We start from the raw sequence: 14,524 nt of genomic DNA, 5'->3' as shown, positions 1-14,524 counted from the left end.
TAGTATGGTATTTTATCAATGGAAACGGATTCATTTAGGTTTTGTGAAATGATTTTAAGTTATTACGAATGGAAGGATCTGTTCACTTCATAAAAATGGAAACACTAATAAAAAGTTGGAGGGAATTATCTTTGAATAAATATGGACGGAAGCTATGGCTTACGGTGTTGATTTTCGTGATTGTGATTGGCGGGCTGACGTATTATTGGGCTTCTAAGGACGAAAACCCAGCAACACTGTCTCAGGAGTCTGCCAAAGAAGCAACGGGTGAAGCGGGAAAGGAAACTCTTCCAACGGCGACAGCAGCTAACACAAGTAGTGGAACCGCATATACGTTGACTGTGGATACGGCGAATCCGGGAGCTAAGATCAGCCCGATGTTGTACGGAGCCTTTTTCGAAGAGATTAATCATGCGGGAGATGGAGGGCTATATGCAGAGCTGATTTCCAATCGTTCCTTTGAGGATAGTTCGGTCACACTGTTCAATTGGTGGATTGATGAAAAAGGAGGGAGTAAAGGGAAGCTTGCTCTGACCAGCACTAAGCTTTTGAACGATGCTCAGACCCAGGCAATGGCTTTAACAGTATCATCAGCTGCCGAGGGTGGTTCGGTATCTGCTGTGAATAATGGTTACTGGGGGATTGCTTTGACGAAGGAGGCCAGTTACAAGTTGTCATTCTATGCGCGGCCAGAGCCAGGGGACAATATGCCACTGCGTATAACGTTAGAGAGCCCAGATGGCAAAGAGCTATATGCAGAACAGACCGTTGATAAGTTAAAAGAAGGATGGAATCCATATACATACACACTGACTTCTACAGGTACTGTAGCAAACGCACGAATTGTAATCTCTGCTGCCAATGTAGGGACTGTTTATCTCGATATGGTGTCTTTGTTTCCTGAGACTTGGAACAACAGGGAGAATGGGCTTCGCATCGATTTGGCTGAAAAGGTAGCTGTGATGAAACCCGCATTCGTTCGTTTTCCGGGGGGATGTTTCGTGGAAGGGAAAACGCCAACTGATGCTTATCAATGGAAGAACACCATTGGTCCGATTGAAACGCGTCCCGGTCATAAGGGATATTGGGATTACCGCTCCTCAGATGGGCTGGGCTTTCACGAATATCTGCAATGGGCCGAAGATCTGAAAGCGGAACCATTATATGTAGCTTATATCGGGATTTCACATAACGGAGATCCTATAGCCAAGCAGAATACCGTTCCAGTCAGTGAAATTCAGCCATGGATACAAGATGCGCTGGACGCCATTGAATATGCAAACGGACCGGTTACTAGCAAATGGGGGGCACAAAGAGCCGCCAATGGTCATCCGGAGCCTTTTAATATGAAATATGTAGAGATTGGTAACGAAAACAATTTCCAGATGAGTGAATATATTAAGCGTTATGGCTTGTTTTATAAGGCAATTAAAGAGAAGTATCCAGAGATTCATCTCATTGCCAATGCGGCAGTTGAAGGGGAGCCTATCGAAATGGTTGATGAGCATTACTATGAAACCTCTGAATGGTTCCTCAGCAACTCGAACAGATACGATACTTATGACCGCAGTGGTCCTGAGATTTATGTTGGTGAGTATGCGGTGACCAAGGGTGCGGGAGAAGGCAATCTGAACGCTGCAATCGGCGAGGCGGCTTTTATGATGGGCATGGAACGGAATTCTGATATCGTGAAAATGTCCTCTTATGCCCCGTTGTTTGTGAATACGAAGGATCGTACTTGGAACCCGGACGCTATTGTGTTTGATTCATCGACTAGCTACGGAACACCTTCTTATCATGTGCAGCAGATGTTCGGAAGCAATAAGGGGGATGTAGTTCTTCCAACCTCACTTGTGGCTCTAGGTCAAGAAGAAACCTCCGGTAAGCAATCCATTCAAGGTGGAATTGGTTTGGGGACTTGGGCCACCCAGGTAGAGTACAGCGATGTACGAGTAGCGAAAGGTGATGACGTTCTTTTTGAAGATCATTTCAAGAAGGATTCCGGAGCCTGGACTCTAAACAATGGGGACTGGGAACAATCCAAGGGTACTTTTAAGCAGACTTCTAATGATATTGATATTCGCGCAGTTGCCGGTGAGGCTTCCTGGAGTGATTATACACTTTCTCTTAAGGCGAAAAAGACTGGCGGAGCAGAAGGTATGCTCATTATGTTCGGCTCTAAAGATGAAGGCAACTTCTATTGGTGGAATCTTGGCGGCTGGGGAAATACGCAGAGCGCGATTGAAAAATCAGTAGGTGGAACAAGAGCAGTCATCGGAAGAACGGTTCCTGTAAGGATTGAGACTGGGAAATTGTACGATATCCGCATTGAATTATCAGGTGCTAATATCCAGCTCTATCTCGACGACGAGCTTATACAAGAGGTGAACGATGAAAGTCCAGCAGGGCCGCTGTTCCAAACTGCGAGCCGTGATCTTGCCACAGGTGAGCTGATCGTTAAAGTCGTTAATGCGGGTGACACTGCTCAGCGCACGGATGTTTCTTTTACCGGACTTGCCACATCAAGCCTGGAAGGAACAGCTACCGTACTTCAGTCGGACGATTTAAATGCTGAGAATAGCTTCGCTGAACCTGACAAGGTGGCACCTGTAACTCAAAAGGTAAGTGTAGACAAAGGTAGTCTGGAGTTTGAATTCCCGAAATATTCCGTGACCGTGTTAAGACTAAAGGAAGGGGGGAAATAGCCGGTCACGGAGGGAGGTTCACTCCTTCACTATAAACAAGCATTTATTTGTTCAATTTAAGAGGGAGGTTAGGTTATGAGTTCGAAAAGAAAAACGAGCAGTTTAGTCGTATGTATGGTAATGGTTTTTGTGCTTATTCTGTCAGCCTGTAGCAGCGCTGGAAGCTCAACGACGAATCAAAATGCAGCTAACAACGGTAAAACGAACACTGAAAAAACTAATAATGCTAGTGAACCAACCAATGCAACAGCTACTGAGGGCACGGAAGCAGCAGATCCTGCCAACGACCTGCCAAGCAAAGATATTCAAGGTGAGGTTACCGTTTGGGCCTTTAATGAAAAAGTGTTCGAGGAAGTCGGCGCTGCATTTATGGCTGAATATCCTGGAATCAAGTTGAAGACGGTAGTTATGCCCTTTGGCGACCTGCATGACAAGCTGCAAACGACAATCGCCGCAGGTAGTGGAGCGCCGGATGTAGCTGAAGTAGAAATGTACCAGTTGAACCGTTATATGGCGGGCAATGTGCTGGAGAATCTTTTGGAAGAGCCTTATAACGCTGGAAAATATAAAGATCTGGTTGCTCCATATAACTGGGAACGTTGGATGACACCAGACAGCTCACAGCTGCTTGGTATGCCTTGGGATATGACACCGGGGGTTTATTACTACCGTGCAGACATTTTTGAAGAGCTTGGATTGCCAAGTGATCCTGCTGAGCTTGGTGAATACATGCAAGATGAAGAGAATCTCTTGAACCTGGCTCAAATTTTGAAAGCTAACGGTAAATATTTCATGGAGTGGAGCGATGGCCCGATCGTATGGGCAGGAGATGAAGTCGGCTACTTTGATAAGGATATGAACTGGACACGTAATACGGACAAAATGGTGAAAGTTCTTGATATTACAAAACGTGGACAACAGCTGGGCTGGGCACCTCATATCGGTTATGGCTCAGACGAAGGTAAACAGCTAGTTCTGAAAGGTGATTTAGTTGGTGTCGTATCGGGTTCATTTGGAGCGCGCGGACTTCAGGAAACATTCCCTGAGCTTGCCGGAAAATGGAAGGTAACCCGTTTGCCAATAGGAATTAACGTGGGAATGGGCGGCTCAAGCTTTGTTATTCCTTCGCAAAGCAAAAATAAAGAAGCGGCATGGGCTTACATTCAGTGGAGCATGAGAAGTGAAAATGCTTGGAAAATTTGGACAAAACATTCCATTCAGCCGGGTTACAAGGATATTTCCAGTCTTGATTGGTACGCAAACACTAAAAATGAATATCTGGGTGGGCAAGAGGAATTTAAACTATATGAGCAATTAAGCAACGATATTCCAGTCAAACACCTTACACCAGTAGATAACAAGGGCTGGGAAATCTTTATAGCGGCGATCGGTGATGCACTGGCTAAGAACACAGATTCCAAGACGGCTATTCAAAAAATTGGTGATGATGTCTTGAAGCAAGCTTCCAAAGAAATTGCTGCCTTTAAAAAGGCAATGGGAATGCAGCCGTAAGGAAATCTAATAACAGGAGGGGCAGCCTGCAATTGCCAGAGCTGCCCTGCTTGTATTCACTTAAGTCCGAGAGGCCCGTAAAGATGGGAGGAGACCGATGCGTGTTACGCATACTGCGAAAATATAAGATTAGTTTGTTGTTACTGGTACTTTTAGGAGTCTCCCTAGTGTGGTGGAATCAATCACGAGGGTTTGATAATTCAGCGATGGAGGGCATCCCCGTTTATGCGGATGTTGATGAAAGCTCTATTTTAGAAAGCGATAGTGTGAATTCAAAACTCGAAGCCTCTTACTTAAGCTATTACGAGGAAAAACAGCAGGATGGAGCAAAGGACTCATCGGATTTTACGCTTGCTATTCCTTCGGCGGATTATACGGCCATTAGTGCTGAAGGTACAGAGGTAATGACGGATCTTGGTGGAAAACCCGGCAAGGTACTAGCGCTTAAAGCAGAGGATAGCTGGGTGGAATATACATTTACGGTTCCGGCAGATGGGTTATATCAGATGGGGATGGAGTATTATGCCCTTCCTGGTAAACGATCCTCGATCATTCGAAGCGTAAAGATTGATGGGGAGTATTTATTCTCTCAAGTAAAAAAAATGGAATTCCAGCGGATGTGGAAGGAAAGTGCAGAGCCATGGCTGGACAATCAAGGGAATGAATTTAATCCCAAGCGGGAAGAGGTAACAGGCTGGCAATATCGGGAGTTTCGAGATGCCGAGGCCAGAACTGCGGATCCCTTTCGCTTTTATCTGACCAAAGGGGAGCATACGGTGAAGCTGGAAGCCATCCGGGAACCGGCTGCACTTAGTGAACTGAGAATATTTTCTCCAGAACCGCTCCCGACTTATGCGGAAGTGAAGCAGGAGTATGAGAATAAGGGTTACAAGCCTGTTCAGAATCAAGTGATCAAAATTCAGGCAGAAGAATCCTCCCTTCGTTCAGATCCAACGCTGAAGCGGATCGAGGACCGGGAGCCACTCACCGAACCTTTTAACAAAGATGCTATTGTGCTTAATAGTTTTGGGGGTGTCGGGTGGCGTACGGGTGGACAATGGGCGGAATGGAATTTCGAGATTCCTGAGTCAGGGCTCTACAATATCGCAATTCGTTACGGCCAGTGGTTCCTAAACGGGATACCGGTGGAACGCCGGATTATGATTGATGGCGAGGTACCGTTCCAAGAGCTGAATGCCTTGAAATTCCCTTACAAAGCGGAATGGCAAGTAAACAAGCTGGGGAATGAGGACGGAGAATACTTCTTTTATCTCGAACAAGGCAAGCATACGTTGCGGATGGAAGTTCAAGTATCGGGTGTAGGCGGAATGATTGAAGCTGTGCTGAACACTACACATAAAATGTCTCTTTTGGGACGTGAAATCACACAGGTAACGGGAACGAACCCCGATCCAAACGGGGATTGGCAGCTGGAGCAGAACATTCCTAATCTTGTGCCACGTTTACATTTGATGGCGCGGACGTTGGATGATGCCGTGCAGGATATGTATGCTTTTGGCGTTGCGGATGGAAGCTCTGAGCTGAGTACGCTTTATGAAGCACGTGATCGGTTCCTGGAAATGGCGAAGGATACCTCAAGTATTCCAGGTCGTCTTCAGCAATTTACGGATCTGCAGTCATCGCTTGGCTTATGGGTCAACGGATTAATGAAGCAGAGTATTGTAATGGACTATATTGAAGTGAAGTCGGAAGATCAGCCATGGCCTAAAGACGCGGCTCCTTGGTATACCCGTGTAGGGACGATGACGTATGACTTCTTTAGTTCTTTTACAAAGGATTACAGCGGCATAGGAAATACGTACAAAAATGAAAAGGTGCTGGATGTCTGGATCTCTCGTGGACGTGATTGGGCGGAGATCATTAAGCAAATGGTGGATGAGGACTTTACACCAAACACGGGCATCAAGGTGAACGTCAATATTATTCCTACGCTTGCAGCGGATCAGAAGCAGATTCTGTTATTAGCCAATACTGCCGGACTTGCTCCCGATGTGGCACTGGGGGTTGAGGGTGAAGTGCCGATTGACTTCGCGGTGCGGAATTCACTCGTGAATCTGAATGAATTCTCGGATTATCAAGAGGTTGCTGAACGTTTCAGAGCGGGCGCACTGATTCCTTATAAGTATGATAACGGAGACTTCGCATTGCCGGAGAATCAGAACTTCACGATGCTCTTTTACCGGAAAGATATTATGGCACAGCTGGGCATTAGCGAGAAGGATATTCCGAATACGTGGCAAGAGGTTATGGAACTGATTCCTGTGCTGCAACAAAACGGGATGGACTTCTATTATCCACATGCCCCGAACAATCCGAGTCTAGCCATTAATGAGTTTGCGCCGTTCTTATTCCAGTATGGTGGAGATTTCTATAAGAATAATGGGATGTTGTCTGATCTGGATTCACCAGAAGCACTGACAGCTATGAAAATGTGGACGGGACTCTTTACGAACTACAAGCTGCAGAAACAAGCGGATTTCTATAACCGTTTCCGTTCTGGAGAGATGCCAATCGGCGTTGCTGATTATTCCACATACATTCTGTTATCTACTGCCGCACCTGAATTGACAGGCTGGTGGGGCATGAAACCAATGCCGGGTATTGAACAAGCCGATGGACAGATTAACCGTTCTACAGGCGGGCTTGCACAGACAGGAATTATTTTTAAGGATACGGATATGAAAGAAGAGTCTTGGGAGTTCTTGAAATGGTGGACCAGTGCGGATGCACAGGAGAACTTCGGCTCAGAGCTTGAGTCTTTGCTGGGTGTTGAAGCTCGTTGGAATACAGCCAATGTTGAAGCGCTCAAACGTCTGCCGTGGCAGCAAGATGATATTGACGCCATTATGGAACAGTGGGAGTGGTTTAAAGAGCGCGAAGTGGTGCTTGGAGGATATTACACGACCCGGCATATCGCCAACATCTGGAATGAAATTGTGCTCAACGGTAAATTCCCGAGGGAGGCGATGGAGCAAGGTGTGCGTGAAATCAATAAAGAGCTTAGTAAGAAACGCGAAGAGTTCGGAATTGAAACTTCCCAGACTTCAAGCGCTAAAGAGGAAGGAGGTCAGAAATGAGTAGTGAAATAATTACACCGGCACAGAACGAAGCCGTACAGATGCAGCCGACGAAAACTCCCGGGAAATGGGCTCAGCTTTGGTTGGATATCAAGAAAAATAAAGTTTCCTATTATTTCTTGGCCCCTTTCCTGATTCTGTTCACCGTTTTTACTATTGTTCCTATTATCATGTCCGTCGTTCTAAGCTTCAGCTATTACAACATTATTGAGACACCGAGATTCATTGGCTTCTCTAACTATAAGCTGTTGTTTGTAGACGACGATATCTTTCTTAAAGCTGTTGGGATTACGCTGAAATTTGCTATTATTACAGGTCCGATAGGTTATATTATGGCCTTCTTGCTGGCCTGGCTGATTAGCCAGATTCCGCAGAAGTTCCGCTTTTTCTATACCCTATGCTACTATGTGCCATCGATTACAAGTGCAGTAGCAATGTCCGTGGTTTGGTTGTATTTGTTCGCCGGAGACCGCAAGGGGTTGCTCAATCACTGGCTCATTCAGCTGGGGATTATCAATGAACCTTATTTATTTCTACAAAATGTAGATTCGATCGTACCGGTGATCATCATAGTTTCCTTATGGATGAGTATGGGGGTAGGTTTCCTTGCTTTTCTGGCCGGACTTCAAAATGTACCGACAGATTTATATGAAGCTGGCTCAATTGATGGGGTCAAGTACCGCTGGCAGGAGCTTTGGTACATTACGATTCCATGCGTCAAACCGCAGCTGTTATTCGGTGCGGTGATGCAGGTGGTCGGTTCGCTTACCGTATTTGACGTCAGTATGCGGCTTGTTGGATTTCCGAGTCCCCTTTATGCAGGCCATACGATTATGGCGCATCTGTTCGACTACGCATTTATCCGCTTTGAGATGGGATATGCGTCAGCGATTGCTGTATTACTGTTCGCTTTGATGCTTGGGCTCAACCGTCTCATCTTCAAAGTGCTGGGGAGGGATTAAGATGCACAAAATAAATTTACGGCGTATTGACTATGGAGGCATCTTTTTATATCTGTTCTTAACGGTGTTTGGCCTAATTATGCTGCTGCCACTTGTCTATATGGCAGTGACTGCTTTAAAACCAACAAGCGAACTATTCCTGTTCCCACCGCGGTTTTTCGTAGTGAATCCGACGTTGGTAAACTTTCGTGATTTGCTGTTAATTACCGGAACTTCGGCGGTGCCGTTCTCACGGTTTATTTTCAATAGCGTGGTCGTTACATCGGGGATTGTGGTCGGGGGTGTCTTAATTTCAGCAATGGCGGCTTATCCGCTTGCCAAGCACAATATGCCATTTAAAAGCGCTATCTTTAGTATGATTGTGGCGGCGCTGATGTTTTCACCCTTAGTATTGCAAATACCGCAATATCTGCTGATTAGCCGCAGCGGATTAATGAATTCGTATTTTGCAATGATCTTACCTTATCTGGCTGCACCAATGGGAATGTTTCTTATGACCCAGTTCCTGCGGCAGCTTCCAGATGCTTTATTAGAGGCGGCCCGCATAGACGGGGCTTCAGAATGGAAGGTATTCTGGGTGGTTGTGATGCCAATGCTTAAGCCGGCGATTTCGACTTTTGCTTTATTTAGCTTCATTTCTGCTTGGAATGATCCGTATCCTTCAATGGTCTATACGACTGTTCAGGAAATGAAGACATTGCCGCTTGCCATCCAAACCATCAGTGGTGGAGCCGGAGTCGTTGCTAGGGTAGGCACTTTGGCAGCAGCAAGCTTCTTGATGATTCTCCCGACTATTCTTGTCTTTATATTAACGCAGCGGATGGTGCTTCAGACAATGGCCCATTCGGGGCTGAAGGAATAGGGGGAGTCATGATGATAGGACGTAATATGAAAAAAATGCTGCTAACAGGGCTACTGGTGACGCTGACACTGCCAGTGCTGCTGCTTCCAGGGCAGGCGCTAGCTGGCGAAGCCCCGTATGAGGGGTATACGTGGAATCAGTCCGGCAATGAGGTCCGCTCGATTAATGGTTATCTCTACGATTCTTCTATCGATCCAACAGGAACAGATACGGGGTCCTTCAAAAATCCGGAATCTCTCTTTATTAGTGATGACAATTCACTCTACGTAGTAGACACGGGCAATAGCCGTATTGTTCATATGGATAAGGACGGTCGTCTGCTAAATCTGATCGGTGATGCGGAGGGCAGCGGCAAGCTGCAGGAGCCGAAGGGTGTATTCGTGAAAGAGGATGGAACGGTATATGTAGCAGATACAAAAAACGCGCGTATTGCTATTTTTGATAAAAATGGCAAGTTCGTAAAAGAGTTTCTAAAACCGGATAGCCCATTACTGGGTGCTAATTTCTCTTATTCTCCTTCTAAATTAGTTGTAGATAAGCGTGATTATATGTATGTGGTGAGCGATGGTAACACGCAGGGGTTGCTGCAAATTGACTCGGGCGGTAAGTTCAAGGGGTTCTATGGAGCGAACCATGTAGGCTTCTCCTGGACACGACTCTTAATTAAGCTGGTGGCCACCAAAGAGCAGCAGAACCAGCTGGCGACCGTTAAACCTTCTGAGTTCTCCAACGTGGATCTGGATGAAGAAGGATTTATCTACAGCACGACCCTGGGCGAAGAGTATAACCAGATCAAACGGTTATCTCCGGTAGGCGTAGATACGCTGAACATTGGTAAACACTGGTACGGCGATTATTACTCCGAGGGTCCATTCAGTATGGCTTCTTTTATGGGCATCAGTATTGATAAGAACGGGTTTATAACCGCGCTGGATTTGCAGTCCAGTAAAGTCTTCCAATATGACAAGCTGGGGAATTTGTTATTCAGCTTCGGCGGGATCGGGGATCAGAATGGACTATTCGTGACTCCTTCCGCCGTAGATCAAACCGCTGATGGTCTGATCTATGTAGTGGATAAAGGACGGGGTAGAATCGATCGCTTCCGGACCACGCCGTTTGCGGATTTGGTTCATCAGGCATCTTTGCTATATGTAGATGGCAGCTATGACGAAGCGCAATCCTTATGGCAAGAGGTGCTGCGATTGAACGCCAATTATGATATGGCTTATCAGGCTATCGGCAAAGCGCTTTATAAAGCAGAGCAATATAAGGAATCTATGAGCTATTTCAAGCTTTCAAATTCCAAAGCTGACTATTCATCCGCTTTCCGCGAATATCGTAAATTGTATATCCGGGAGCACTTTACTTATTTCTTTGCCGGCGGAATTGGACTGTTCTTAGTACTGTTCTGGAGTGCGCCGAGATTATACCGGAGATTCCATACCTGGCTGTATAGAGGAAACAAGGCAGTTTTGGAACCGGCAAAGGGGGAGATTGGATGAACACTTTGCGAATGATTCATCAGGTTGTAGTTCATCCTTATCAGTTCTATAACGATATTCAAGGAAAGCAGCGTATCCGCTGGATACAGGGGATTGCCATCGTTCTACTGACCTTTGTGGCACGAATGATCTCGATTCTGATTACAGGGTATGCTTTTCAAACTAGAGAGCCGCATGAAATCTCTATGTTTCATGAGTTTATTTGGCTTATCGTTCCTTGGTTGACCTGGTGTGTCTCGAACTGGGGTGTCAGTACGATTATGGATGGTGAGGGGAAATTTAAAGAGATTTTTGTGGGCAGTGCCTTTGCGCTTGTTCCATACATGCTCTTTATCATCCCAGTCACACTGCTAACGTTGGTCCTTTCGCTGGATGAGGCTTCAACCTTCAATCTGCTGCACAAGTTTGTGATTCTTTGGGTGGCTTGGTTGATTTTAATGAAGGTGAAGATCCTGCATGATTTTGAGATTCGCAAGGTTATTTTTATCACCATAATCAGTGTAATAGGGATCGCCATTATCTGGTTTGTAGGCATTTTGCTATTTGGTATTTCCAATCAATTTGTTTCATTTATTGTCGATCTGCTCAAAGAATTGAGATTGCGCGCGTAAGGAGGGAAAGGTAACACGATGAGAAAAAAAGTTAAAGTGCGGGGCATTCTCTGTATTGTTGTGATGATGCTGTTCGCAGTGATAAATGTTCAACCCCTACACAGTTCCGCCGATCCGTCCACCGCTGCGCAGTCTGTTCAGACTGAAGAAAGCAAAGAGGTTGGGCAAGAGCAAACATCGGTGGTGACTGAACCAGCTGAAGGGCAGGCCACTTCTGTGCAAGAAAAGGAGACCACGGCTCCCGTAGAAGAGCAGGCTCCAGCCGCTGTAGCAGCACCTGTACAGAAGGTTGAGCTACAGCCGGTCACGCCTGGAACAAAAGCATTGGAGAACGAACGCTATATTTTATATGTAGATGAGAAATCGGGAAATCTTCGCATCACAGATAAAATCACAAACAAGGAGTGGCTTGGATCTCCACAGCTGGAGCGAACAGCCATGCCAAATATTAAGAAATACACGACCGCACCGATTTATGTCAGATACACACAGGGGGCTGATATTACACAGGTCTACCCACTTAAAGATGAAGACTCCACGGTTACCGTAACGATTGAGCAAGATGTCGTCCGCGCGGAGTTTGCTTTTATTAGCCTGAAGCTTTCTTTTGCTCTGGAGTACAGACTGACTGATAATGGATTTGAGGCTTCCATTCCACAGGAGTACTTGAAGGAAGAGGGGAATGCGAAATTCACGAGTCTGGAGGTTCTGCCATTTTTTCATGCGGCTAGAGAAGATGCAGAGGGGGCAATGATGCTTCCAGATGGTTCAGGGGCATTGCTGGAGTTTCGGAAAGATCATCCCGCTTATTTGAAAGGTTATTCTGAATACATTTACGGCGGGGACGAAACCTTTGTGAAACAAAATCATGAAATTACGGATAACTCTTGGCAAAAGGCGGCACCTCTTAAAAAAGCTATCGCTTTGCCAGTGTTTGGGATCTATCAGGGAGACACCGGATATTTAGCAATTGTTACTAAGGGAGATACCGACGCTAAAATCAACGGTGTTCCATCAGGCATTCGCGCTATTTCGCTTTATAGAGCATCAAGTGAATTCACCCTGCGCAAGGATGATGTTATTTTTGTCGGCAATTCCGGCCAAATTCCTTATTATCAGGGTGAGATGATCAAAACCGATCGTAGCGTACGTTATGTTCTGCTCCAAGGCGAGGAAGCCAACTACGTTGGGATGGCGAAGGAATACCGTAATTACTTAATGGAAGAGAAAAAGGTCAAGGAAGTAGTTCTTGAGAACACGCCATTGTATCTTCAAGTGCTCGGCGGGATTTCACGTGATGAAGTCATAGGTTCAACTTTTATAGAAGCAGCTACGTTTAAACAAATCAAGAACATGATTGATCAATATCAGGCAGAGGGTGTTACTCAGCTAGAGATTACGATCGAGGGATGGTCCAAAAATGGTTTATACGGAAACCAGCCAGAACAATTCCCTGTTGAGAAGAAGCTGGGAGGCAAAAAGGGACTTAAAGAGCTTCAGGAATATGCCGCAGGCAAGGGCGTAAATCTTTATTTGAAAGCTAACTACGTGAAACCTTTCCAAGATAGCAACGGCGTGAAGGCAAGCAGAGATGCTGTCCGCGGTATTAATCGTGAAGTCTTGAAGCAGTATGTCTATTATCTCTCTACCCGGTGGAATACGGATGATTATTTCTATTTAATGAAACCTAGTGTTATCGCAAAACGCAGTAATGCTGAGTTAAGCAAGTTTCAGGATCTGGGTGTGAAGGGTGTGCAGTTTGAACACTTTGGAAGCTTGCTATACTCCGATGAGGATAATAAATCCAATACGGACCGCCAGCTTACAGAAGATACTTATGTTAATGCATTGGATAACTTCCGTAAGGGTGAGCTTAACACGGCAGTAGATTATGGTTTTGCCTATACATTAGGACATGTGAACCGGATTGATCAAGTTCCGCTCGACTCCAGTCAATTTGTCTATACAGATCGGGCGATTCCTTTTTATCAACTAGTGTTACACGGCTTAGTGCCTTATACAGCAAGCCCGGTTAATCTGTACGATGATTCCCGTAACCAAACCTTACGGGCGCTGGAATATGGAGCCCTTCCAAGTTATGAATTAACTTATGTTCCGACTAGCGATCTTCAGAGAACCATGGCAGACCGGCTGTTCAGCTCTAGTCTTGAGAACTGGCTGGCACCTTCTGTGCAGAATTATCTCGCATTGAAAGTGGTCTATGACAGCATTAGCAACCAGCAAATGACGAATCATGAGCAGCTGCAAAGTAAAGTCTTTCGGACGACTTATGCAAACGGTGTGAGCATTATAGTCAACTATAATGAGCAGTCTGTTGACGTGTCTGGTCAGACCGTCGAGGCATTCAGCTATGCGGTAACAGGAGGATGATGAAGTGAAAAAATCAAAGCTATCGATGCGAGCGCGTTATTTCGTTGAAGGATATTCCTTCATCGGCCTGTGGCTGGTCGGATTTCTGGTGTTTATGGCTGTTCCGCTGGGCCGTTCCTTGTATTATTCCTTTCAGGATCTCCAAGTGAGCAAAGGCGGCTTGCTGGCCACTTTTGTTGGGATGGAGCATTATCGCGCCGCTTTTACTACAGATGTTAATTTCTTGCCTCTGCTCAAATCGACGATGGTGTCGACGGTGACTCAGGTTCCGTTAATTCTTATCTTTTCGCTCTTTTGTGCGATTCTGCTAAATCGCGGACTCGTAGGAAAAACCTTTTTTCGTGGCGTGTTCTTTTTGCCGGTCATCATTGCTTCAGGGGCGATCCTGGGCAAATTGATGGATCAGGGTGCCGCAAATTTACCGATTTTTTATAACCAGGATTTATATGATAAGCTCCATAACTTTATCCCCGGCGACATTTTGAAGTCGTTGCTGAAATATGCAGAATCTTTAACGTTGGTGATGTGGGATTCTGGCGTGCAAATTCTGATTTTTCTAGCGGGGTTACAGACGATTTCTGTTTCACTGTATGAAGCGGCCAAATGTGATGGAGCAACCGCGTGGGAAAGCTTTTGGAAAATCACCTTCCCGATGATTATGCCGATGATGCTCGTAAACACATTGTTTAGTATCGTCAGCTCATTCACGAAGGCAGATAATCAAATCATGAGTCATATTTTGAATGTCGTCTTTAAGAATAATGATTTTGGATATGGCTCAGCGATGGGCTGGATTTATTTTGTGTTTATTTTCTTGGTTCTGGGTTTGGTCTTCCTGTTATTCAGCAAGTCGCTCGGTGCCACCGAAGGGAGGAAGTAGA

The 14,524-nt window shown here is 45.6% G+C and carries 9 protein-coding genes; all 9 read left to right on the top strand.

From position 1 onward, the window contains the following. Positions 1 to 131: 131 nt before the first annotated feature. Complete coding sequence (locus tag MHH50_RS25320) at positions 132 to 2,705, top strand: alpha-L-arabinofuranosidase C-terminal domain-containing protein (RefSeq protein WP_340033612.1); 2,574 nt, start codon at positions 132 to 134, stop codon at positions 2,703 to 2,705. 75 nt (positions 2,706 to 2,780) lie between these two features. After that, the gene (locus tag MHH50_RS25315; RefSeq protein ID WP_340033611.1) at positions 2,781 to 4,217 is read left to right on the top strand and encodes an extracellular solute-binding protein; all 1,437 of its coding nucleotides are present in this window, start codon (positions 2,781 to 2,783) and stop codon (positions 4,215 to 4,217) included. Between the two features lie 167 nt (positions 4,218 to 4,384). After that, on the top strand, positions 4,385 to 7,315 hold the full coding sequence (locus MHH50_RS25310; RefSeq protein WP_076194598.1) for an extracellular solute-binding protein: 2,931 nt from the start codon (positions 4,385 to 4,387) through the stop codon (positions 7,313 to 7,315). Further along, a complete protein-coding gene (locus MHH50_RS25305) occupies positions 7,312 to 8,277 on the top strand; it encodes a sugar ABC transporter permease (RefSeq protein ID WP_076129175.1) in 966 nt (321 codons plus the stop codon). Before MHH50_RS25310 ends, MHH50_RS25305 begins: the two co-directional genes overlap by 4 nt. A gap of 1 nt (position 8,278) precedes the next feature. Then, positions 8,279 to 9,139 (top strand): carbohydrate ABC transporter permease, encoded by an 861-nt coding sequence (locus MHH50_RS25300; protein WP_036679629.1) that lies wholly within the window; start codon positions 8,279 to 8,281, stop codon positions 9,137 to 9,139. A gap of 8 nt (positions 9,140 to 9,147) precedes the next feature. Further along, positions 9,148 to 10,641 carry a hypothetical protein gene (locus MHH50_RS25295; RefSeq protein ID WP_340033608.1) on the top strand — a complete coding sequence of 498 codons (1,494 nt, stop codon included), beginning with the start codon at positions 9,148 to 9,150 and terminating at the stop codon, positions 10,639 to 10,641. Further along, complete coding sequence (locus MHH50_RS25290) at positions 10,638 to 11,252, top strand: YIP1 family protein (RefSeq protein ID WP_076129177.1); 615 nt, start codon at positions 10,638 to 10,640, stop codon at positions 11,250 to 11,252. The genes MHH50_RS25295 and MHH50_RS25290 overlap by 4 nt, the downstream gene beginning before the upstream one ends. An 18-nt stretch (positions 11,253 to 11,270) precedes the next feature. Then, complete coding sequence (locus tag MHH50_RS25285) at positions 11,271 to 13,643, top strand: DUF5696 domain-containing protein (protein WP_340033607.1); 2,373 nt, start codon at positions 11,271 to 11,273, stop codon at positions 13,641 to 13,643. A 4-nt stretch (positions 13,644 to 13,647) separates the two neighbouring features. Beyond that, complete coding sequence (locus MHH50_RS25280) at positions 13,648 to 14,523, top strand: sugar ABC transporter permease (protein ID WP_081382489.1); 876 nt, start codon at positions 13,648 to 13,650, stop codon at positions 14,521 to 14,523. The last annotated feature ends 1 nt before the right edge of the window (position 14,524 follow it).

Origin of the sequence: Paenibacillus sp. FSL H3-0302 (assembly GCF_037982245.1) — a bacterium.
In the GTDB taxonomy this organism is placed as follows: Bacteria; Bacillota; Bacilli; order Paenibacillales; family Paenibacillaceae; genus Paenibacillus_AQ; species Paenibacillus_AQ odorifer.
Note: the sequence above shows the minus strand (reverse complement) of the source record. Positions and strands in the feature narration are given on the sequence as shown.

Excerpts from the sequence above, each read along its gene's own strand:
- MHH50_RS25315 (WP_340033611.1), top strand. The coding sequence starts at position 2,781 with ATGAGTTCGAAAAGAAAAACGAGCAGTTTAGTCGTATGTATGGTAATG.
- MHH50_RS25305 (WP_076129175.1), top strand. The coding sequence starts at position 7,312 with ATGAGTAGTGAAATAATTACACCGGCACAGAACGAAGCCGTACAGATG.
- MHH50_RS25300 (WP_036679629.1), top strand. The coding sequence starts at position 8,279 with ATGCACAAAATAAATTTACGGCGTATTGACTATGGAGGCATCTTTTTA.
- MHH50_RS25295 (WP_340033608.1), top strand. The coding sequence starts at position 9,148 with ATGATGATAGGACGTAATATGAAAAAAATGCTGCTAACAGGGCTACTG.
- MHH50_RS25290 (WP_076129177.1), top strand. The coding sequence starts at position 10,638 with ATGAACACTTTGCGAATGATTCATCAGGTTGTAGTTCATCCTTATCAG.
- MHH50_RS25285 (WP_340033607.1), top strand. The coding sequence starts at position 11,271 with ATGAGAAAAAAAGTTAAAGTGCGGGGCATTCTCTGTATTGTTGTGATG.